The sequence below is a fragment of the Pseudomonas fuscovaginae SE-1 genome, from assembly GCF_000364705.1.
GTDB classification, from domain to species: Bacteria; Pseudomonadota; Gammaproteobacteria; order Pseudomonadales; family Pseudomonadaceae; genus Aquipseudomonas; species Aquipseudomonas fuscovaginae_A.
Genome location: NZ_AQOH01000066.1, coordinates 1 through 20,966, shown reverse-complemented (window position 1 = coordinate 20,966; position 20,966 = coordinate 1). Strand labels below are relative to the sequence as shown.

The window sequence follows — 20,966 nt, the reverse complement described above, 5'->3', positions numbered from 1 at the left end:
ATCACGTCTGAATGGATTTGCGACTTGCAAAGGGCCGCATTATATCGGCCCTGAGCCCCGGGTACAGTGTGTTTATACGATAGAAACCGTCAATTGGACGGCCTGCAGGCTCATTGGCGGTTAAATTCGGCGAATACCGCGACCACCTGCTCGATTTGTGTACGATCGACGTCCATATGCGTGACCATCCGCAAGCGGGGCGCGGCGCTCAGCCGTACGCCGCGCTCGGCGGCGAATGCCTTGAGGGCCTCGGCTCGCGTCCCCAGGTCAGCGTAAACCATGTTGGTCTGCACCGCCTCGATGCGGTAGCCGGCATCACGCAACCCGTCGGCCAGATGCCGCGCATTGGCGTGATCATCGGCCAGGCGTCCGACCTGATGCTCCAGGGCATACAGCCCCGCCGCCGCCAGCAGGCCGGCCTGGCGCATGCCGCCACCGACCATCTTGCGCAACCGCCGCGCCCTGCCGATCAGTTCCTCGCTGCCGCACAGCACCGAGCCGACCGGAGCCCCCAACCCCTTGGACAGGCAGACCGACACCGAGTCGAAATGCCGGGTGATTTCCCGCGCATCGATCCCCAGCCTGACCGCCGCGTTGTACAGCCGGGCACCGTCCAGGTGCAGTGCCAACCCCAGCTCACGGGTCAGGCTACGGGCCGCCGCCAGGTATTCCAGTGGCAGGACCTTGCCTTGCATGGTGTTTTCCAGGGCCAGCAGACGGGTGCGGGCAAAGTGGAAGTCATCGGGCTTGATCGCCGTCCGCACCTGCTCGAGGTCCAGCGAGCCGTCGGCCTGCACCTCCAGCGGCTGCGGCTGAATCGAACCAAGCACCGCGGCACCGCCGCCTTCGTACTTATAGGTATGGCATTGCTGGCCGACGATGTACTCATCGCCCCGGCCACAGTGGGCCATCAACCCGAGCAGGTTGCTCATGGTCCCGGAAGGCACGAACAGTCCACTGTCGAAACCCAGCCTGGTGGCCAGCTCGCTTTCGAGCCGATTGACCGTCGGATCCTCGCCATACACATCGTCCCCCAGGGGAGCGCTCGCCATGGCGGCGCGCATGCCGGCGCTGGGTTGGGTAACCGTGTCGCTGCGAAGATCGATGACAGTCATGAGACAGGCCTCGTCATGAAGGGTGGTGTCGGGAACGTCCCGCTCGAAAGCCATTACTGCGGCCATGGCCCGCGATAATCAAGCGCTGCCGCGGTAAATGCCCAGGCGCGCAGGGAAGATTCGATGATTCTCATCGTAAGCCCCCCATGCACACCCTGAAAATATATGGTAAAAAATCGCCGCCACCAGAAAGACAGGTGGCAACGTTCTCAGGGCGGGGTGCAATTCCCCACCGGCGGTAATGGCGCGTAACACGCCTAGCCCGCGAGCGCTTGACGAGGCGGACGGTCCCGACAGTCCATCTCCAAGGTCAGCAGACCCGGTGCGATTCCGGGGCCGACGGTCATAGTCCGGATGAAGAGAGAACGGGATTGGCACCCAAGGGCCGTTTCCCTGGGTCGCCGTGCGCCTGCCCGACAGCGGCGTACCGCCGACCTGGACGTACCCTTGAATCCCATTCGATTCATAACGCCCTGTTTTTCATACAAACAGGAGTCAGAACAGATGCAAACCACCCCTATCCATCAAAACCAGCGCATCGCCTTCATCCAGGCTTGCTGGCACAAGGATATTGTCGACCAGGCCCGCCACGGCTTCGTCAGCGAAATCGCCAAGCTCGGTTATCAGGAAAGCGATATCGATTTCTTCGAAGTCGGCGGCGCCTTCGAAATCCCCCTTCACGCCAAGCTGCTGGCCAAATCGGGCCGTTATGCCGGCGTCGTGGCTGCCGGCCTGGTGGTCGACGGCGGAATCTACCGTCATGACTTCGTTGCCACCGCCGTGATCGACGGTTTGATGCAAGTCCAGCTGGACACCGAAGTTCCGGTGTTCTCCGTGGTCCTGACCCCTCACCATTTCCACGCTGGCGAGGAACACCAGAAGTTCTTCTTCGATCACTTCGTGCACAAGGGCCAGGAAGCCGCAAGAACCTGCGCCGACACCCTGAGCAAGCTACGCGCGCTGCCACGTCCGGCCGTACAGAAACTGGCGGTCTGAAGTCGCCTCGACCTGCCGGCCCGTGCCGGCAGGTCACGCCCCCACATAACTATCTACGCTCTCCCCGCCTCCCTTTCAGGGTTAAGTGGGCTCGCCCCTTGCGCTTTTCAGCGCTATCGAGACCCAACGCCCACGGAGGCACCATGAACGATTTTTCCAGCCTGAACCCGACTCCGGCCGTCGCGTCCGAGCATGAGTACCGGATCGCCGGCAATACTGAAACCAACACGCCCACCATCGCCCCTCTGCGGCAGTACCCGGGCGATGAGAGGAGCCTGCAGGTACACCCGGTTCACCAGGACACCAACATCCTGATCGAGCGCCACAGATTGCAGGCGCCACCCAGCTATCGCGGCCCGACCGACCACCTGGTCTTTACCAGCGGCAACGACGACGACCGCATCCATCTCCACCAGACCGACCACCTGATCATCGACATCAACGAGCGCCGCTATCACCTCGACCTGGCGTCGGACACCCAGGTGATCGTCCTGCGCACGCAGGCAGGCGATGACCGAATCAGGGTGGACGACGCGGTCAAGACCACGGTCTTCATCGATTCGGCCGAGGGAAACGACCTGGTCGTGGCTGGTGGCGGCTTCACCAAGGTCAACGCAGGCGCCGGCAACGACCGGGTTTTCACCCGCAGCGGCGCCAGCTATGTCGAGGCCGGCGCCGGCGACGATCTGGTCAGGGCCATGGGTAGCGGCGCCATCACCGCCTACGGCGGCCAGGGTCGCGATACCTTGATCGGGGGCAAAGGCCCCTGCTTCCTCGACGGAGGCCAGGGTGACGACCTGTTGCAGGGCGGTACGGGCCACAGCGTGCTCAGCGGCTCCGATGGTGACGACCACCTCATTTCCGGAGCCGCCCGCACCACCGCCTACACCGGGACGGGAACCGACATCGTCGACAACCTCAGGCCGGATGTTCGGTTGTTCAATGCCTACTCCGCCGCTGGAGCAGCACCACCCGGCCGTTTTGAAGATCCCGGCGTCATCATCGCTGCCAAGGAGCTGGACAGTTGCGGTGTGGTCGTCGAAGGCTCGACGCAATTCCAGGAACGGGTCAATGACGACCTGAGGTTGCTACTGGGCTCCGAAAATGGCCGGCAACTGCTCGATGCCCTGGGCCAGGCCCGGGAAAGAAGTGGAATTCCCGTCGTGATCCGGGAACTGAGCGAAGAGGAAAACGGCATGTGCATCCCGAATCGCCTGGAGCAAAGCTACCCGTTCCTGGAAAACGGCCAAGCCGGCCCGCCGGCCGACGGCTGCCAGGTCTACTACGATCCGTCGTTCCTCAAGGGCGAGGTCACCAGCATCGTGCATCTGTATCACGAACTGTGTCATGCCTATAACTATGTGACCGGAACGATGTTCCCAGGCTTGAGCCAAGATGGCATCGATGGCGACAGGCCTCGCGACACCATACCCAACCTCGAACTGCAGGCCGTCGGGCTGAATGTCGAGGGTGTCGCATTCCAGTTTGCCGGCCATCCCGGGCCCCTGAGCAGCAACCCCGAAGCCTTCAGCGAAAACGGTTTGCGCCGGGAACTCGGCATCCCGCCACGTAAACAGTACCGGGAGGATTGAGCAGGCGTCAGGCCAGTTGTTCGCTGCCGGACGGTACCACCAGGATCCCCGCGCGCAGGCCGTTCTTCACCTTCGGGTTGGGGAAAACGATCCGTGCTTCGTCTTCCTCCACCACCCAACGGCTGCCCGCCAGGTCCTCGGCCAGCAGGTAGCCCTTGGGCAGTGGCGAGAAGTTTTCGATATCCGCCGGCAGGTGCAGCAGGAAGGCATCGCTGTGCTTGATGACCTCCCGCGCCACGCTGAACAGTTGCAGGCCGTCCAACCCCTGCCCGGTGGCCGGCTCGCTACCCTCGATGAGCTGCTTGAGGCGTAGCTCGAGGCGCGACACATCGACGCCCTGGTTCTGCCCGAACGGCCGGGCCTTGCCCAGTTCCAGGGTGAAGGCCTCGGCCCCGAGCTTGTCGTAGGTGTAGCTGCTGAAGACGATGGAAGGCTTGTTCTGCAGCAGCACCGCGCTGATCCCGCTGGCCTGCAGGCGCGCCAGCTCCTGACGCGAGTGCGCACGCCCCTCCTTGTAGGGATAGAGCGCGAACTGCTCGATCTTCGAACCACGAATCGCGGTATGCAGGTCGTAGTGCAGCCGGCTGCGATCGGCCACGCTGAAAAAGCTCGCCGCCAACCGCTCCAGCTCGCAGGCCCGCAACGCCTCGTTGCCGCTGCTCTGCTCATGGCGACCGTTGAACAGCCGGTTGATGTCCTGCTCGATATAACGCTCGCCGCGGCGCATCGCCTCGGGGTTGCCGAACAGGAACAGAATGCGTGCCCGAGGCTTGAGGTCGCCGCGGGCGATGTCATGCAACAGGCGATCGAGCAGTTCGATCGGCGCTGTCTCGTTGCCGTGGATGCCGGCGGACAGCAACAGGTCCAGCCCGTTGTCCCGCCCCTGGGGGGGCCGCACTTCCAGCGCGCCCTCACTCAACCAGCGCATGCGAACGCCTTCGACCGTCAGTTGAGTCTTCTCCGCCGGTTCACGACCGGCGAGGGTCAGTTCAAGCAGTTTGCCAAGGGCGAGCATAGCGCGGTGTTCCTTGATCAGTGATCGTGGTTGCAGTCGGGACCGTGCACGTGATCGTCGTCGCCCACGTCGGCCGGCTCCATTTCCAGTTGCAGGCTTACAAGATTAGTCGCCAATGGACGCAGCAGCAGGTTGGCATACTCGGTATCGCCTTCCTCGACGTCGACACCGATCAGCAACTGGCCACGACCGTCCTGCTGGATCCACACTTCCTTGCCCTGCCAGATCACGGCAAAACGCGTGCAGGAAGTTTGCAGTTGAGCGCCATCGGTGTCTTCGAGAATCAACTGCAGGGGGGTATCGCTCATGTTCATGCTCTCGTCTGGAGAAGAGCCGCGCTCCCGGCCTTGGGCTGAAGGCCGGACTCACGCGCTCAATTGATCTGGAATGGATAAACCGCGCCCAGTTTAAGGATTTGCGTCAGTTCATCCAACGCCGTCCGGCACTCGAGCAACAACTGCGGGTCGGCCAGGTCGCTTTCGCGCAGGGAATCGCGGTAGTGCCTTTCGACCCATTGGGTCAGCGTGTCGTACAACGGCGCGGTCATGATAACCCCTGGGTTGACCGCCGCCAGCTCGGATTCCTTCAGCGCCACACGCAGACGCAGGCACGCCGGTCCACCGCCGTTCTGCATGCTCTGCTTGAGGTCGAAGACCTTCACCTCGCGAACCCGCCCACCGGAAGCGGTCAGGCCCTGCAGGTACTGCCAGACGCGCTCGTTGTTGCGGCACTCCCGCGGCACGATCAACATCATGCCGCCATCGGCACGGCTGAGCAGTTGGCTGTTGAACAGATAGGAGCGTACCGCATCCTCCACCGTGACCTGGGCTCGCGGTACGCAGATCGCCTGGAAGTTGCCACCACGCCGGGCCAGCTTGTCCCGCAGCTCGGCGAGCAGCCGGTCGGTGTCGAGGAAGGCGTCCTCGTGGTAGAACAGCACCTCGCCGTTGCCCACCGCGATCACATCGTTGTGGAACACCCCCTGGTCGATCACCGCCGGGTTCTGCTGGGCATAAACCACGCCGTCATCGCTCAAGCCGTGCAGGCGGGCGACCGCCTGCGACGCTTCGAGGGTCTGGCGCGCCGGGTATTTCTGTGGCGTCGGATAACGGGTATCGAAGGCACTGCGGCCGAACACGAAGAACTCGACGCCCGCCTCGCCGTACTCACGGCAGAAGCGCGTATGGTTGGCGGCGCCCTCGTCGCCGAACTGGGCAACGGCAGGCAGCGCGGCGTGGTGGGCAAAGTACTGGTCGTCAGCGAACATCGCCCCCAGCACGCGGCTGGTAGTCGGGTGCTCGATGCTGCGGTGGTACTTGCAGTTCAGGTTCGCCGCGGTGAAATGCACACGGCCGTCAGCGGTGTCGGCGCTGGGGCTCACGGTACCGGCGTTGGCCACCCACATGCTCGACGCCGAGCAACTGGCAACCAGCAACGGCATGGCCTGTTTCGCGGCCTGTTCGATCACCTGGGCATCGCTGCCGGCAAAGCCGAGCCGGCGCAGGGCAGCCACGTCCGGACGTTCCTGGGGTGCGAGCACGCCCTGGACGAAGCCCATCTCCATCAGCGCCTTCATCTTCGCCAGGCCCTGCAGGGCCGCTTCCTTGGGGTTGGACGCCTGCTGGCTGTTGTTCTGGGAGGCGACGTTGCCGTAGGACAGGCCGCCATAGTTGTGGGTCGGGCCTACAAGACCGTCAAAATTGACTTCAAAGGATTTCATCGGCGAGGCTCCAGGAAAAACTGTTGTTATAGGCATCAGGTAATGCGGTGGATGGCGACCGCTGCGCGGTCATCGCCAGCAAGCCGGCTCCCACAGGCTCGGCGCCCGGCCCCGCCTTCGCGGTCGGCCCGGGTCCTGTAGGAGCAGGGCTTGCCCGCGAATGAGGCCCACGCCGGTTAGAGTTTCACACCTGGCGTCAGGCTCGCCGGCACCACCAGGCTCGGCGTTTCCAGCGAGGCCACCGGGTACGCGCAGTAGTCCGCGGCGTAATAGGCGCTGGCGCGATGATTGCCCGAGGCCCCTACTCCGCCGAACGGCGCACTGCTCGCGGCGCCAGTCAGTTGCTTGTTCCAGTTGACGATCCCGGCCCGGCTGCGCAGCCAGAATTCCCGGTAAAGCGCTTCGGAGTCCGACAGCAGACCCGCCGCCAGACCAAACTGGGTGTTGTTCGCCTCGGCGATCGCCGCGTCGAAATCCGCATAGCGGATCACTTGCAGCAACGGCCCGAAGAACTCTTCGTCCGCACGCCCGCTGACCGCCGTCACGTCGAGAATGCCTGGAGTGAGCAAGGCGGCGCCTGGCTGTGGCTGGGTCATCGGCAACAATGCCTGCGCGCCGTTGGCCAGCAGGTTGGCCTGGGCGTCCATCAAGGCCTGCGCTGCCGCCAGGGAAATCACCGAGCCCATGAACGGCGCCGGCTGTTGGTCGAATGCGCCGACCGCGATGTTACCGCTGACCTCGACCAGGCGCGCCAGCAACTGGTCGCCCCAGGTCCCTTCCGGCACCAACAGGCGACGGGCGCAGGTGCAGCGCTGGCCGGCGGAGATGAACGCCGACTGGATGATGGTGTAGACCGCCGCATCCAGATCGGTGACCTGATCCACCACCAGCGGGTTGTTGCCGCCCATTTCCAGGGCGAGGATCTTGTCCGGACGCCCGGCGAACTGCTGATGCAAGTGATTGCCGGTGCGGCTGGAACCGGTGAAGAACAGGCCGTCGATCCCCGGGTTGCCGGCCAGGGCGATACCGGTTTCCCGAGCGCCCTGCAGCAGATTCAGTACACCGGCCGGCAGACCGGCCTCGATCCAGCACTTGACCGTCAGCTCGGCCACCTTCGGGGTCAGCTCGCTCGGTTTGAACAGCACGCTGTTACCGGCCAACAGCGCCGGAACGATATGCCCGTTGGGCAGGTGCCCCGGGAAGTTGTAGGGGCCAAACACCGCCACCACGCCATGGGGCTTGTGGCGCAGCACCGCGCTGGCGTCGCCCAGTGGGCCGCTTTTCTCGCCGGTGCGCTCACGGTAGCTCTGGATCGAAATGGCGATCTTGTTGACCATGCTGGTCACTTCGGTCGCGGCTTCCCACAATGGCTTGCCGGTTTCCTCACCGATGCAGCGGGCCAGTTCGTCGGCATGGCCTTTCAGGCTGGCGGCAAACGCCTCGAGCACGACGATACGTTCGTCCAGGCTACGTTGCGCCCAGGCCGGGAAGGCCTCACGGGCCGCTTGCACGGCCTGCTCGACCTGCGCGGCGCTGGCACCGCTGCCCCTCCACAACACCTGCTGGCTCACCGGGTTCAGCGACTCGAAGGCCTCGTCCTGGCCGGAGAGCCAGTGGCCTGCGATGTAAAGCGTGCTCATTATTTCGACTCCCGGGAAGCGGACAGCGGAACGGCACGGACCGAATCGCCCGCACTCAATTGAAGACGCTTGGCGGTCAGCGGGTCGACCACCAGAGTGCCCGCCGCGAGCCGGGCGGGAGCGGCCGTGATCCGGCAGTCTTCGCACTGACGGTTGTGGATCAGGAACGGCGTGGCGTCATCACCCGGGGTACCGATGGCCAGCACCAGCGCCTGGCTGTCGCGTATCGCACGGATCTTGCTGGTCTCGCACTCCACCGCCGGGCCGGCGTCGAAGATGTCGACGTAGCCCTGATAGCTGAAACCTTCGCTCCTGAGCATCGACAGCGCCGGTTCGGTGTCGGTGTGCACCTTGCCGATCACGGCCCGCGCGCCCTCGGAAAGGAAGCAGGTGTACAGCGGGAACTTCGGCATCAGTTCGGCAATGAACGCCTTGTTGCCGACGCCGGTCAGGTAGTCGGCCTGGCTGAACTCCATCTTGAAGAAGTGCCGCCCCAGGCTTTCCCAGAATGGCGAACGCCCGTTCCCGTCGGACATGCCGCGCATCTCGGCAATGATCTTCTGCCCGAACAGTTGTGGAAACTCGGCGATGAACAACATCCGCGCCTTGGCCAGCATCCGCCCGTTGAGGCCGCTGCGGCAGTCGCCGTGCAGGAACAGCGAACACAGTTCGGAGTTGCCGGTCAGGTCGTTGGCCAGGAACAGCGTCGGGATCTCGCGGTAGATGTTCAGTTCCTGGGAGGCGCTGACGGTCAGCCCGACGCGGAAGTTGTACCAGGGCTCGCGCAGGCCGACGGCACCGGCGATCGCCGAGATGCCGACCACCCGGCCATTGTCGTCTTCGAGCACGAACAGGTAGTCCGCATCGCCACGCCCGGCTTCGCCACGGAAGGTTTTCTCCGCCCAGCCGACACGGTGGGCCAGCCGCGCCTCGTTGGCCGGCAAGGTGGTCAGGCCGGTACCGGTGCTGCGGGCCAGGTCTATCAGAGCGGGTAAATCGCTGCTGCGTACGGGACGAACGATCATACTATCTCCTCAAACGGGCACCGCCTGGCGGCACCCGCGAAACTCGCTGTAGGGCTGCTTTCGATACCGGGGTCAGACCGGCACCAGGCGCACGCTGCCACCTTCGCCGACACCCAGAGCCTCGGCCGCTTCCTGGTCCAGGGTCACCGGTTTGCCTGGGGCATAGTCGAGTTCCAGCAGCACCGCACGGTAATCCTGGAGCTGGCCATTGGAGACCAGGTACTGGCGACCGGGATTGCCGCTGTCACCGACCTTCACCGGTACGACGCGGCTCTGGGCGATGGAACGGATGCCACTGACCCGCGCATGCAGAGTCGGGCCACCGTCGAAGATATCGATGTAGTGATCGGTCTCGAAACCTTCGCGCATCAGGATGTCGAAGGTGATCTGTGCCCGTGGATGCACCTGGCCCATGGCTTCCTGGGCGGCGTCCGGCAGCAGCGGCACGTAGATCGGGTAATGCGGCATCAGCTCGGCGAGAAAGGTCCGGCTCTTGAGGCCGCAGAGACGCTCGGCCTCGGCATAGTTGAGGTCGAAGAAGTTGCGCCCGATGGCATCCCAGAACGGCGAGTCGCCATTTTCGTCGCTGTAGCCGACGATCTCGGTCACCACCGAGTCGGCGAAACGCTCCGGATGGCTGGCCACGAACAGCAGGCGGCCCCGGGAATTGAGCTCCGACCAGGCCGAGCCCACCAGCTCCGGCACCACGTAGAAACTGGTCAGCAGGCTGTTGCCGGTCAGGTCGTGGCACTGCGAGAGCACGTGGATCTTGTTGTGGATCTTCAGCTCGCGCGAGGCATGCACGAAGGTCTCGTTGCGGAAGCTGTAGAAAGGCTCCGAGTAACCGGCCGAGGCGACGATCGCCGAGCAGCCGGCGAGCTTGCCGGTGTCGGAGTCCTCGAGCACGAAGAAATAGCTTTCTTCGCCATTGAAACTGACCTCGGCGGCGAACGACGCTTCGCTGGCGGCGATCTTGTCGCGCAGCCGATCCTCGTCATCCGGCAGGGAAGTGACACCAATGGGGCTGTCGGCGGCCAGACGCCGTACCTCGTCCAGGTCAGCCATTTGCGCGGGGCGCATCACCAGCATGGTGTCACTCCTTACTTGAAAAACAGGCCGGCGACAGCGCCGGCGCAGGGAAAAGAATGCCGGGCATGCCCGGCACAGGAATAATCTGTCCGTCGCCGGCCGTGCGGCTCGACGACGGAAACACCGGCACCCGGCCGATCAGGCCTGAGTCAGCTTGGCAACGGCGCGTTCGAAACGATCCAGGCCTTCCTGGATGTCGGCGTCCTCGACCACCAGGCTTGGGGCGAAACGGACCACGTCCGGACCTGCCTGCAGGATCATCAGGTTTTCCTGTTCGGCGGCGTTGAACACGTCCTTGGCCTTGCCCTTCCAGGCATCGGCCAGCACGCAGCCGAGCAGCAGGCCCATGCCACGGACCTGGGTGAACAGGCCGTACTTGGCGCCGATCTGCTCCAGGCGGGTCTTGAACGCATTGTGCTTGGCCGCGACACCGCTCAATACCTCTGGAGTATTGATCACGTCGACCACCGCGTTACCGACCGCGCAGGCCAGCGGGTTGCCGCCGTAGGTGGTGCCGTGGGTGCCGACAACCAGGTGCTTGGCCAGCGCTTCGGTGGTGAGCATGGCGGCAATCGGGAAACCGCCGCCCAGGCTCTTGGCGCTGGTCAGGATGTCCGGCGTCACGCCGTATTGCATGTAGGCGAACAGCTTGCCGGTACGGCCCATGCCGCTCTGCACTTCGTCGAATACCAGCAGCGCGTCGTGCTGGTCGCACAGTTCGCGGGCGCCTTGCAGGTAGGCCTGCTCGGCCGGCAGCACGCCACCCTCGCCCTGGATCGGCTCGAGGACCACGGCGCAGGTCTTGTCCGAAACAGCGGCCTTCAGTGCTTCCAGGTCGTTGTACGGCACGTGGGTGATACCGGTGATCTTCGGACCGAAGCCATCGGAGTACTTCGACTGGCCACCGACGTTCACGGTGAACAGAGTGCGACCGTGGAAGCTGTTGAGCGCCGCGATGATTTCGTATTTTTCCTCGCCGAAACGATCGAACGCCACGCGACGGGCCAGCTTGAAGGCGGCCTCGTTGGCTTCGGCGCCGGAGTTGCAGAAAAACACGCGTTCGGCAAAGGTCGCGTCCACCAGTTTCTTGGCCAGGCGCAGGGCCGGTTCGTTGGTGAACACGTTGGAGACGTGCCACAGGTTGTTGGCCTGCTCGGTCAGCGCTCCAACCAGCGCCGGGTGCGCGTGGCCCAGGACGTTCACCGCGATCCCGCCGGCAAAATCGATCAGCTCGCGACCTGACTGGTCCCAGACTCGGGAACCGGCACCACGCACGGGAATGAAAGCCGCAGGTGCGTAGTTGGGAACCATTACCTGGTCGAAATCGGCGCGTTGCACCGGAGCTTGCTCAACGGACATCGGAGTCTCCTGAAGAGGAACGCCTGCCTGAAACTGGCGAGCGATGGGGGGATTGTAAGGACAGATTTCGGTCTGGCCTTGTCGCGAAGCGACAACTTCTTATAGCGCCAAACCGGGTTTCACCGGGGTTTTCGGCAATGCGACAAATAGCATCGCAAAGGCGCAGTTTAAACGGTGAGAGGCTTTTCATGCAGCGTCGCGGCAAGGAGATTTTCGACTGAAGAACCCCACGGCGTGATTTTTGGAAAACCGCCGGGAGTCCGGATGGAAAGACCGTCCGGCCAGCAGGATGGCAATCGCCAGGGCAGCGATGCCGATAGCCGGTATCAGCCGCGCTCGGCGGGAACGGAGGACAGCTCGAACGGACTGCTGCTGCGCCGCTGGTTACGGTCTTCCCGCGGCGTGGCGCCGAAGAAGTTGCGGTAGGCGCTGGAGAAATGCGGCCCCGAGGAGAAACCGCAGGACAGGCCGATCTGGATGATCGACTTGCTGGTCTGCATCAGCATCTGCCGGGCCTTGTTCAGGCGCAACTCCAGGTAGTATTGGCTTGGCACACGATTGAGGTACTGCTTGAAGATCCGCTCCAACTGCCGACGGGACACGCAGACATGCTGGGCGATTTCGTCAGTGGTCAACGGCTCTTCGATATTGGCCTCCATCAGCAATACCGCCTGGGTCAGCTTCGGATGACTGGAGCCCAGGCGATTCTGCAGCGGAATACGCTGGCGCTCGCCACCCTCGCGAATACGCTCGACCACCAGCTCCTCGGAGACCGCACCGGCCAGCTCGGCACCGTGATCCCGGGCCAGCACCGCCAGCAGCAGGTCCAGCACCGACATGCCGCCACAGGCCGTCAGACGATCACGATCCCAGTCGAACAGATGGCTGGTGGCGATCACCTTGGGGAAGCGCTCGGCGAAGTCATCCTGCCAACGCCAATGCACCGCGGCGCGATAGCCATCGAGCAGCCCCAACTGGGCCAGCGGATAGACCCCGGCGGACAACCCGCCGATCATGCCACCGGAACGCACCAGTTGCTTGAGCGCACTGGCCAGGGCCGGGGCCAGCACGGCCGGCGGCTCGTCAGCCAGCAGGAACAGTTTCTGGCAGCCCTCGAGCTGGCCCACCCAAGGCTCCCCCGGCAGTTGCCAGGTCGCCGCCGCGGCGCCCTCAGCCGGCGCCTCGGCCTGCAGGAACGACAGCTCGTAGACCACCTCCGGATGCACGCGCTGGGCGACACGCAAGGCCTCCTCGGCCAGCGCCAGCGTCAAGGCTTTAGTGCTGGGCCAAATCAGGAAACCAATTCGATGGGCAGTCATGGCGTGCGATCCGAAAGCAGAACAGGGTTAAAGGCCGGGAACGACCTCATCAAAGTAGACCAGACCGCACACGGCGCGCAGAATGACCTATTTTGGTGCGCAGTGGCAGCAAAAAAAACGACGACTATTTCAGGCTGCCCGACAGAAATTGCTGCAGACGCTCGGATTGCGGGTTGACCAGCACTTCTCGAGGATTGCCACGTTCTTCCACCAGCCCCTTGTGCAGAAACACCAGTTGGTTGGAGACTTCCCGGGCAAAGCCCATTTCATGGGTCACCACCACCATGGTCCGGCCTTCCTGGGCCAGCGACTGCATGACCTTCAGCACGTCACCCACCAGCTCCGGGTCGAGGGCCGAGGTCGGCTCGTCGAACAGCATGACTTCCGGCTCCATGGCCAGGGCCCGGGCAATCGCCACGCGCTGCTGCTCGCCACCGGACATATGTCCTGGATAGGCATCCTTGCGGTGGGCGACACCGACCTTGTTCAGGTAGTGCTCGGCCTTTTCCAGCGCTTCCTTCCTCGATACACCCAGCACGTGCACGGGTGCCTCGATGATGTTTTCCAGCGCGGTCATGTGCGACCACAGGTTGAAGTGCTGGAACACCATCGACAACCGCGAGCGCATGCGCTGCAACTGCCGGGGATCGGCAGCCCTCATGGCGCCGTCCTTGTTCGCGACGAGCTTGAGCTCTTCGTTGTTGAGCAGGATGCGTCCGGCGTGCGGCTGCTCCAGCAGGTTGATACAGCGCAGGAAGGTGCTCTTGCCGGAACCACTGGAGCCGATGATGCTGATCACATCACCCGCCTGGGCCGCCAGGGACACGCCCTTGAGCACTTCGTGACTGCCATAGCGTTTATGCAGGTCTTGGACTTCAAGCTTGTACATGCGGTCGGTTCTCACGAAAACAGTCAGGTCAGTCGCTGAGCAGGCGCCCGTGGCGCAGAGGCTCGCGCCCCGCCACCTTGGCCAGCCAGATCGAAGGTTGGGCGTAACGCAGCCGCTCCACGGCAAACAGCACACCGGCCGTGCCGGCACAAACGGTGCTGACCCGGTCGGACAAGGGATCGATCACTTCGAACAGCGGTTCGCCAGGCTCGACCCAACTACCCACCGGGCGCAGGTAGCTGACGACACCGGCATGGGGCGCGTAGAGCAACTCGGTCCCCTCGAAAGGCATGGCCTCGCAGGCTTCGTGCTGCGCAGCCGGCCACTCGCCATCAATCAGCCCCTGCTCGGCCAGGAACGCCAGGATGCCTTCGGCATGGGCCAGCGCCTCGCCACGCCCGGTATCAGCCTGGCCACCCAGCTCGATGGTGGTGGACATTCCCGCCAGGGGAATCGCAGCCTGCGGGAAACGTCGCGACAGACGCAGCCAGGGCAGCGAGCAGGCCTCGTCGAACGAAGTGCCACCGGAATCCTCCGCCACCAGCGCCACCCGCACGTTCAGGTGCGCGGCCAGCGAGCGCCATTGTGGCCAGTGTTGTGGCAGCGCATACATGTGCAGTGCCGCCTCGCAGTCGCAATGCAGGTCCAGCACGATGTCGGCATCGCAGGCGTGACCAAGCAGAATCCGCTGCATGCCCTGCAACGGGCTGCCGGCCGGCGGCAACCCGGCCAGCACATCGCGCATGGCCTGGCGAATCAATTGTACGTTGGCATGGGGATCGTCACCCAGCCGCCCCTCGACCTGCGCCGCGACCGGCTCGCTCAGTTCGACGAAATCACGGTTGAAATTCTTGCCGCTGGAGTACTCGAAACGCCCCTGGTGATTGCCCTGCAGCAATTGCCCAAGGCCGATCGGGTTGGCGACCGGCACCAGTTCCACAACGCCCTTCAGGGCCCCGCGCGCTTCCAGCTCGACGAGGCGCTTCTTCAATTCCCAGGCGGTGCGCATGCCCGGCAGTTCGTCGGCGTGCAGGCTGGCCTGGATGTAGGCCTTGCGCTCACCGCTGCCGAAACGGAACACCGACAACTGGCGTTCGGTACCCAGGCTGCCCCAGGGCAGCGAATGATCGATACGTTCCATCTCAGTGCTTCCGTGGAGCCAGGTAGCTCAGCCAGCGGCGCTCGGCCAGCTTGAACAGGCGTACCAGAATGAAGGTCAGGCACAGGTAGAACACACCGGCGGTGATGTAGGCCTCGAACGGCAGGTAGTACTGCGCGTTGACGGTACGGGCGGCGCCAGTGATGTCGATCAGCGTGACGATGGAAGCCAGGCTGGTGGTCTGCAGCATCATGATCACTTCGTTGCTGTACTGCGGCAGCGCCCGGCGCAGGGCCGACGGCAGCAGGATGCGCCGATACATCTTGTAGCGCGACATGCCGACCGCCTTGGCCGCCTCGATCTCGCCATGGGGCGTGGCCTTGAGGCTGCCGGCAATGATTTCGGCGGTATAGGCGCTGGTGTTGATGGCGAAGGCCAGGCAGGCACAGAAGGTCGCGCTCGACAGCCACGGCCAGAGGAAACTCTCGCGCACCACCTCGAACTGGGCCAGACCGTAGTAGATCAGGAACAGTTGCACCAGCATCGGCGTGCCACGAATCACATAGGTGTAGAGCCATGCCGCGCCATTCACCAGCGGCTGCCTGGAAACCCGCATCAGGCCCAGCGGCACCGCCGCCAGCAGGCCGAAAAACAGCGACAGGGCCAGCAGTTTCAGAGTGGTCAGCAGGCCGCCGAGGTACAGCGGCATAGCTTCCCAGACGACGTTGTAGTCGAAGATCATAGATCAGCCGCCCTTACGCCTACCGAGTAGCGCTTCTCGAGGTGACGCAGCGCCAGCAACGAGACGCTGGTGATCACCAGGTACATCGCCGCCACTGCAAGGAAGAAGGTGAAAGGCTCGCGGGTGGCATCCGCCGCCTGCTTGGCCTTGAACATCATGTCCTGCAGGCCGACCACGGAAATCAGCGCGGTCGCCTTGGTCAACACCAGCCAGTTGTTGGTGAAACCGGGGATCGCCAGGCGAATCATCTGCGGCACCAGCACCCGGAAGAACACCTGCAGGCTGCTCATCCCGTAGGCCATGCCGGCTTCGGCCTGGCCCTTGGGGATCGCCATGAAGGCGCCACGAAAGGTCTCCGACAGGTAGGCGCCGAAAATGAAGCCCAGCGTGCCGATACCGGCAGCCAGCGGGTTGAGGTCGATGTAGTCGTCGTAGCCGAGCAGCGGCGCGACGCGGTTGATCAGATCCTGGCCGCCGTAGAAGATCAGCAGGATCAGCACCAGGTCGGGAATGCCGCGGATCACGGTGGCATACAGGTCACCGAGCCAGGCCAGCCAGCGTACCGGCGACAGACGCAGCGCCACCCCGATCAAACCCAGAACAATGGCCAGGGCCATGGACGACAAGGCGAGCTGAAGCGTCAGCCAAGCGCCATCGAGGATGACAGCCCCGTAGCCTTTCAACATGATTCAGGTCCTCGGAAATTGGGATGAAAAAATGGCGCAAACCGCAGGGATCCTGTTGCTTGCGCCATTTCGGACGAGCTGGCGAGACTTACTTGCCGTAAATGTCGAAGTCGAAGTACTTGTCCTGGATCTGCTTGTACTTGCCGTTGGCACGGATCGCGGCGATAGCGGCGTTGATCTTGTCGAGATCGGCCTTGTCGCCCTTGCGCACGGCGATCCCCACGCCGTCACCGAAGTACTTCACATCGGTGAACTGCGGACCCACGAAGGCGAAGCCCTTGCCGGCATCGGTCTTCAGGAAACCGTCCTGCAGCAGGGTGGCGTCAGCCACGGTACCGTCCAGGCGACCGGCTTCCACGTCCAGGTAGATCTCGTTCTGCGAACCGTACGGCTTGACCTCGGCACCCAGTGGCTTGAGGACTTCCTCGGCGAAGCGGTTGTGGATCGAACCACGCTGTACGCCGATCTTCTTGCCCTTGAGTTCGACCAGGCTGTCGCTGACCACGGTGCCTTCCTTCATGACCAGGCGGGCCGGGGTGTTGTAGTACTTGTTGGTGAAATCGACGGACTTCTTGCGATCGTCGGTGATCGACATGGACGACAGGATCGCGTCGATCTTGCGGACCTTCAGCGCCGGGATCAGGCCGTCGAACTCCTGCTCGACCCAGACACACTTGACCTTCATCTCTTCGCACAGGGCGTTGCCGATGTCGTAGTCGAAACCGACGATACTGCCGTCCGGGGCCTTCGAGGCGAACGGAGGGTAGGCCGCTTCGATACCAATTTTCAGAGGCTTTTCATCGGCGAATGTAGGCAGCGACAGCACGGACAGTGCCAGGGCGCCAAGAAGCACGAGTTTCTTCATCTTAGGACTCCATCGGTAAAGGGCAAAAACGGCAGAGTGAGCGCGAGCCCAATATGCGAAGGGTGAACAGGGATTACGGCGCCGCGTCCTGCGAGGGCCGATTGGGCGGCGGTCCATGCACAACGACCAGCGAGTGATCGGCATTCTAACGACAGGCCGGAAGTCGATATTTCCTCAATGCGACAAGTAATTACAGAAGCATCGAGAATGCCGAGCCAGCACATTGACAGCCCTTGGGTTTTATGCAAGAGCAAAAGAAAGGCAACCGATCCATGCTGCAAATTGCGGGCCTATTATTCGCAAAGCCTTCTATTACAGCAAGTGCAGCGTGCGACGGGGTTCCTTTCGACAGATATCGCACCCCTGCACGGGCAAAAGCGTTTCCCTATGCCCCGATTGCGGGCGCCAGGTGAGATATTTGGTTACTTCGCAGTGCACGGGTAACAATCAGAAAGGTCTGACGGCAAAAACCGATATTTATCTCTTTTTAATCATCCGCCCTACAGAGCCGAAATGAAAAAGCCCCGCCCGACTCAACGCCGGACGGGGCCCCAGACACCCGAACCGCCTCAGGCGACGTTCATGGTCTTGTGGGTATCGATCAGGTGCTGCACCACGCTCGGGTCCGCCAGGGTCGAAATATCACCCAGCCCGTCGTATTCCGCCGTGGCGATCTTGCGCAGGATCCGGCGCATGATTTTCCCCGAACGGGTCTTGGGCAGTCCCGGCGCCCACTGGATGACGTCCGGCGAAGCGATCGGCCCGATCTCCCGGCGTACCCAGTTCTTCAGTTCCAGGCGCAATGCCTCGCTCGGCTCCTCGCCACTGTTGAGGGTGACATACACATAGATACCCTGCCCCTTGATGTCGTGCGGTACCCCCACCACGGCCGCTTCGGCGACTTTAGGGTGGGCAACCATCGCACTCTCGATCTCGGCGGTCCCCATGCGGTGGCCGGAAACGTTGAGCACGTCATCGACACGACCGGTGATCCAGTAGTAGCCATCCTCGTCGCGACGCGCCCCGTCGCCGGTGAAGTACATGCCCCGGAACGTTTTGAAGTAGGTGTCGACGAAACGATCATGGTCGCCGTACAGGGTACGCGCCTGTCCCGGCCACGAATCGAGGATCACCAGGTTGCCTTCGGCCGCGCCTTCGATGATGTTGCCCAGGTTGTCCACCAACGCCGGCACCACACCGAAGAACGGACGGGCCGCGGAACCCGGCTTGAGGGCATGGGCCCCCGGCAGCGGGCTCATCATGTTGCCGCCGGTCTCGGTCTGCCACCAGGTATCGACGATCGGGCAGCGCGACTTGCCGACATTCCTGTAGTACCAGTCCCAGGCTTCCGGGTTGATCGGCTCCCCCACCGAGCCGAGCAGGCGCAGGCTGCTGCCATCGGCCCCTTCGACCGCGGCCGAACCCTGAGCCATCATGGCGCGGATCGCCGTCGGTGCGGTGTAGAGAATGTTGACCTTGTGCTTGTCGACGATCTTCGCCACCCGGGTGATATCCGGATAGTTCGGTACACCCTCGAACAGCACGGTGGTCGCCCCATTGGCCAGCGGACCGTAGACGATGTAGCTGTGGCCGGTGACCCAGCCGACGTCGGCGGTGCACCAGTAGACCTCGCCTGGACGGTAGTCGAACACGCGTTCGTGGGTCAGGGCCGCATACAGCAGGTAGCCACCGGTGGTGTGCTGCACGCCCTTGGGCTTGCCGGTGGAGCCGGAGGTATAGAGGATGAACAGGGCTTCTTCGGCCCCCATCTCCTTGGGCGCACAGACGCTGCCCGCCACTTTCATCAGGTCTTCGAACCAGATGTCGCGATGCTGGTTCCACTTGATGTCGCCACCGGTGCGCTTGCACACGATGACCTTCTGGATGCTGTTGGTTTCCGGGTTGGTCAGGGCATCGTCGACGTTGGCCTTGAGCGGAATCTTCTTGCCGGCGCGCACGCCTTCGTCGGCGGTGATCACCACCTTCGAGCGGCAGTCAATGATTCGACCGGCCAGAGCTTCGGGCGAGAAGCCACCGAACACCACCGAATGGATCGCGCCGATCCGCGCACAGGCCAGCATGGCGACCACGGCTTCGGGAATCATCGGCATGTAGATGGTCACCACGTCGCCGCGATGGACATCCTGGCCACGCAGCGCGTTGGCGAACTTGCAGACCTGCTCGTGCAGCTCGCGATAGGTGATGTTGCGCGAGTCGGCAGGGTCGTCGCCTTCCCAGATGATCGCGACTTGATCGCCACGTTCGGCCAGATGACGGTCGAGGCAGTTATAGGAGACGTTCAGGGTGCCGTCGGCGAACCATTTGATATCGACGTGGTGGTCGTCGAAGGAGGTCCGTTTTACCGTGGTGAAAGGCTTGATCCAGTCGAGACGCTTGGCCTGCTCGCGCCAGAAGCCATCAGGGTTGACGACCGACTGCTGGTACATCGCCTTGTAGGTCGCCTCGTCGGTCAGCGTATTGGCCAGAACCTCAGGGCGAACGGGGTACAGGGAAGCCGCACTCATCTTTCTTACCTCGGTGACATAGTTGTTGTTTTATGGCCCTGTTGTAGCCGGGCTGGAGCTGCCGGACCATTCGACGATGGTAGTAACAAAACCCTACAAAACGTCGTGAATACCGCCGACAGGGCTCAAGCACGCTGCCTGTGGCGATTTCCGGCCCATGGCAAATATCTCGGGGCAGGACGTTTTTCGACGATTGTTACAGGTTTTGTCAACAGTCTTTATCAAAAGACCCTCTGTATGAGGGACTTGAGCACTCTTAAAATCAACTCCGCCAACTAAGGCAACGAATTAACCAGACGACAGCCCCCACGAAGGCCGTTAATTCCAATTCAAACTTCCAGAGTTTCACACGTGGTCCCACAAGGGCCGCGTGCCCCTACACGACCATCAATAGGTGAACCGATGAAACTTTTTGCTGTTCTAGTCCTCAGCAGCCTTTGCGCAACAGCCATGGCCGACGACGCGGCGACCGATGTAGCCAGCCAGAACCTGCCGGTGGAGGAATACACTTATTCCCTGCATCCGGATATTCATAAAGTTATCTCCATGAGTGAAATTCCGGAAGTTTGCGAAGTTGTACCGACACGCATGGTTTATGAAGACTCCCGGGGTATTCGGCATGTCATGGAATATCGTGTAATGGGTAATGGTTGTTCCAACGGCTGATCCAGGTCCTTGAAAACCGCCTGCCGCAGGAAGCGATTCTTGCGGTGGCGGCAAAGGTCCATCGACGTACGTACCATCCGGGATGAACCGCCGGACCGCCCATGGCCCGACTTGCAAAACCACTCGTCGCAAACACCCCCGCTGCGCAAAAATTCTTTTGCTGCCAAAGCCCTGCAATCGCGAGCCATGTCCTGAAAAGCACACGCAAGGACAGAATCCGTCACACCATTGAGCGAAAAAAGCCCTTATAATGTCCCGGTAAAACGGGCTTGCAACATTCCCTTGCAGGGTGACGTTCCCACGCTGGCATCGCCGCAGGAACAGGCGTAATGCCCTGCGCCACCCGCCCCCTAGAGGGCCCCGTACAAATTTCCGTTGTTTGCCTGCACCGCCAGCGCAAGAAACGATTCCTTTATATCCAACGCGGCCACCGTGCCGTGTGAAAAACCGATCATCAGTGTTTTCACACGGGCGCCAGGCCTTCACGCAGGAGACGACGCGTCATGCTGAGCTGGGACGAATTCGACAAAGAAGACGGCGAAGTAGCAGAAAAAGAGAGCAAGACCGGCCAGGCAAGCGTAGCCACCCTCGATCGCCTGGACAGCGCCGGCGGTGCCGCCGCCC

General features: G+C 62.8%; 18 protein-coding genes and 1 riboswitch. Of the genes, 3 read left to right on the top strand and 15 right to left on the bottom strand.

All coding sequences use genetic code 11. From position 1 onward, the window contains the following. Positions 1 to 110: 110 nt before the first annotated feature. Positions 111 to 1,115, bottom strand: coding sequence for a low-specificity L-threonine aldolase (gene ltaE, locus K675_RS0107590; RefSeq protein WP_026145012.1), 1,005 nt, complete (start codon positions 1,113 to 1,115; stop codon positions 111 to 113). Between the two features lie 201 nt (positions 1,116 to 1,316). Next, a riboswitch (FMN riboswitch) is annotated at positions 1,317 to 1,486 on the top strand. A 133-nt stretch (positions 1,487 to 1,619) separates the two neighbouring features. Between ltaE and K675_RS0107585 the strand changes: the two genes are divergently transcribed. After that, positions 1,620 to 2,111, top strand: coding sequence for a 6,7-dimethyl-8-ribityllumazine synthase (locus K675_RS0107585; protein ID WP_017902912.1), 492 nt, complete (start codon positions 1,620 to 1,622; stop codon positions 2,109 to 2,111). Positions 2,112 to 2,254: 143 nt separating this feature from the next. Next, on the top strand, positions 2,255 to 3,703 hold the full coding sequence (locus K675_RS0107580; RefSeq protein ID WP_017902911.1) for a M91 family zinc metallopeptidase: 1,449 nt from the start codon (positions 2,255 to 2,257) through the stop codon (positions 3,701 to 3,703). Positions 3,704 to 3,710: 7 nt separating this feature from the next. Here K675_RS0107580 and astE read toward each other — a convergent pair whose 3' ends face one another. The 14 genes from astE to acs all read right to left on the bottom strand — a co-directional run bounded on the left by astE (position 3,711) and on the right by acs (position 19,676). Further along, positions 3,711 to 4,718 (bottom strand): succinylglutamate desuccinylase, encoded by a 1,008-nt coding sequence (astE, locus tag K675_RS0107575; RefSeq protein ID WP_017902910.1) that lies wholly within the window; start codon positions 4,716 to 4,718, stop codon positions 3,711 to 3,713. Between the two features lie 17 nt (positions 4,719 to 4,735). Beyond that, positions 4,736 to 5,026 (bottom strand): hypothetical protein, encoded by a 291-nt coding sequence (locus tag K675_RS0107570; protein ID WP_026145011.1) that lies wholly within the window; start codon positions 5,024 to 5,026, stop codon positions 4,736 to 4,738. Between the two features lie 65 nt (positions 5,027 to 5,091). Further along, entirely contained in the window at positions 5,092 to 6,438 is a 1,347-nt protein-coding gene (gene astB / locus K675_RS0107565; protein ID WP_017902908.1) for an N-succinylarginine dihydrolase, read from the bottom strand. A 176-nt stretch (positions 6,439 to 6,614) separates the two neighbouring features. Continuing rightward, positions 6,615 to 8,081, bottom strand: coding sequence for a succinylglutamate-semialdehyde dehydrogenase (gene astD / locus K675_RS0107560; RefSeq protein WP_198291621.1), 1,467 nt, complete (start codon positions 8,079 to 8,081; stop codon positions 6,615 to 6,617). Next, entirely contained in the window at positions 8,078 to 9,103 is a 1,026-nt protein-coding gene (gene astA / locus K675_RS0107555; protein WP_017902906.1) for an arginine N-succinyltransferase, read from the bottom strand. Before astA ends, astD begins: the two co-directional genes overlap by 4 nt. 72 nt (positions 9,104 to 9,175) lie before the next feature. After that, positions 9,176 to 10,192: an arginine/ornithine succinyltransferase subunit alpha gene (gene aruF / locus K675_RS0107550; RefSeq protein ID WP_017902905.1), complete on the bottom strand. Its 1,017-nt coding sequence runs from the start codon at positions 10,190 to 10,192 to the stop codon at positions 9,176 to 9,178. 138 nt (positions 10,193 to 10,330) lie between these two features. Continuing rightward, positions 10,331 to 11,551 (bottom strand): aspartate aminotransferase family protein, encoded by a 1,221-nt coding sequence (locus tag K675_RS0107545; RefSeq protein ID WP_017902904.1) that lies wholly within the window; start codon positions 11,549 to 11,551, stop codon positions 10,331 to 10,333. Positions 11,552 to 11,877: 326 nt separating this feature from the next. Continuing rightward, a complete protein-coding gene (gene argR / locus K675_RS0107540; RefSeq protein WP_020481041.1) occupies positions 11,878 to 12,870 on the bottom strand; it encodes a transcriptional regulator ArgR in 993 nt (330 codons plus the stop codon). A 124-nt stretch (positions 12,871 to 12,994) separates the two neighbouring features. After that, the gene (locus K675_RS0107535; RefSeq protein ID WP_017902902.1) at positions 12,995 to 13,759 is read right to left on the bottom strand and encodes an ABC transporter ATP-binding protein; all 765 of its coding nucleotides are present in this window, start codon (positions 13,757 to 13,759) and stop codon (positions 12,995 to 12,997) included. A 28-nt stretch (positions 13,760 to 13,787) separates the two neighbouring features. Continuing rightward, positions 13,788 to 14,900: a succinylglutamate desuccinylase/aspartoacylase family protein gene (locus K675_RS0107530; protein ID WP_017902901.1), complete on the bottom strand. Its 1,113-nt coding sequence runs from the start codon at positions 14,898 to 14,900 to the stop codon at positions 13,788 to 13,790. A gap of 1 nt (position 14,901) precedes the next feature. Then, entirely contained in the window at positions 14,902 to 15,600 is a 699-nt protein-coding gene (locus tag K675_RS0107525) for an ABC transporter permease (RefSeq protein WP_017902900.1), read from the bottom strand. Then, entirely contained in the window at positions 15,597 to 16,286 is a 690-nt protein-coding gene (locus tag K675_RS0107520) for an ABC transporter permease (protein WP_017902899.1), read from the bottom strand. Before K675_RS0107520 ends, K675_RS0107525 begins: the two co-directional genes overlap by 4 nt. A gap of 88 nt (positions 16,287 to 16,374) precedes the next feature. Further along, the gene (locus K675_RS0107515) at positions 16,375 to 17,151 is read right to left on the bottom strand and encodes an ABC transporter substrate-binding protein (RefSeq protein ID WP_017902898.1); all 777 of its coding nucleotides are present in this window, start codon (positions 17,149 to 17,151) and stop codon (positions 16,375 to 16,377) included. A 569-nt stretch (positions 17,152 to 17,720) separates the two neighbouring features. Further along, positions 17,721 to 19,676, bottom strand: coding sequence for an acetate--CoA ligase (gene acs, locus K675_RS0107510; protein WP_017902897.1), 1,956 nt, complete (start codon positions 19,674 to 19,676; stop codon positions 17,721 to 17,723). Positions 19,677 to 20,078: 402 nt separating this feature from the next. Here acs and K675_RS32135 point away from each other — a divergent pair, with 402 nt between their 5' ends. Then, entirely contained in the window at positions 20,079 to 20,342 is a 264-nt protein-coding gene (locus K675_RS32135) for a DUF2790 domain-containing protein (protein WP_080635321.1), read from the top strand. Positions 20,343 to 20,966 lie beyond the last annotated feature (624 nt).

What these genes read in the sequence shown, in the direction of transcription:
- ltaE (WP_026145012.1), bottom strand. Translation starts at nt 1,115, where the DNA reads ATGACTGTCATCGATCTTCGCAGCGACACGGTTACCCAACCCAGCGCC.
- K675_RS0107585 (WP_017902912.1), top strand. Translation starts at nt 1,620, where the DNA reads ATGCAAACCACCCCTATCCATCAAAACCAGCGCATCGCCTTCATCCAG.
- K675_RS0107580 (WP_017902911.1), top strand. Translation starts at nt 2,255, where the DNA reads ATGAACGATTTTTCCAGCCTGAACCCGACTCCGGCCGTCGCGTCCGAG.
- astE (WP_017902910.1), bottom strand. Translation starts at nt 4,718, where the DNA reads ATGCTCGCCCTTGGCAAACTGCTTGAACTGACCCTCGCCGGTCGTGAA.
- K675_RS0107570 (WP_026145011.1), bottom strand. Translation starts at nt 5,026, where the DNA reads ATGAGCGATACCCCCCTGCAGTTGATTCTCGAAGACACCGATGGCGCT.
- astB (WP_017902908.1), bottom strand. Translation starts at nt 6,438, where the DNA reads ATGAAATCCTTTGAAGTCAATTTTGACGGTCTTGTAGGCCCGACCCAC.
- astA (WP_017902906.1), bottom strand. Translation starts at nt 9,103, where the DNA reads ATGATCGTTCGTCCCGTACGCAGCAGCGATTTACCCGCTCTGATAGAC.
- aruF (WP_017902905.1), bottom strand. Translation starts at nt 10,192, where the DNA reads ATGCTGGTGATGCGCCCCGCGCAAATGGCTGACCTGGACGAGGTACGG.
- K675_RS0107545 (WP_017902904.1), bottom strand. Translation starts at nt 11,551, where the DNA reads ATGTCCGTTGAGCAAGCTCCGGTGCAACGCGCCGATTTCGACCAGGTA.
- argR (WP_020481041.1), bottom strand. Translation starts at nt 12,870, where the DNA reads ATGACTGCCCATCGAATTGGTTTCCTGATTTGGCCCAGCACTAAAGCC.
- K675_RS0107535 (WP_017902902.1), bottom strand. Translation starts at nt 13,759, where the DNA reads ATGTACAAGCTTGAAGTCCAAGACCTGCATAAACGCTATGGCAGTCAC.
- K675_RS0107530 (WP_017902901.1), bottom strand. Translation starts at nt 14,900, where the DNA reads ATGGAACGTATCGATCATTCGCTGCCCTGGGGCAGCCTGGGTACCGAA.
- K675_RS0107525 (WP_017902900.1), bottom strand. Translation starts at nt 15,600, where the DNA reads ATGATCTTCGACTACAACGTCGTCTGGGAAGCTATGCCGCTGTACCTC.
- K675_RS0107520 (WP_017902899.1), bottom strand. Translation starts at nt 16,286, where the DNA reads ATGTTGAAAGGCTACGGGGCTGTCATCCTCGATGGCGCTTGGCTGACG.
- K675_RS0107515 (WP_017902898.1), bottom strand. Translation starts at nt 17,151, where the DNA reads ATGAAGAAACTCGTGCTTCTTGGCGCCCTGGCACTGTCCGTGCTGTCG.
- acs (WP_017902897.1), bottom strand. Translation starts at nt 19,676, where the DNA reads ATGAGTGCGGCTTCCCTGTACCCCGTTCGCCCTGAGGTTCTGGCCAAT.
- K675_RS32135 (WP_080635321.1), top strand. Translation starts at nt 20,079, where the DNA reads ATGAAACTTTTTGCTGTTCTAGTCCTCAGCAGCCTTTGCGCAACAGCC.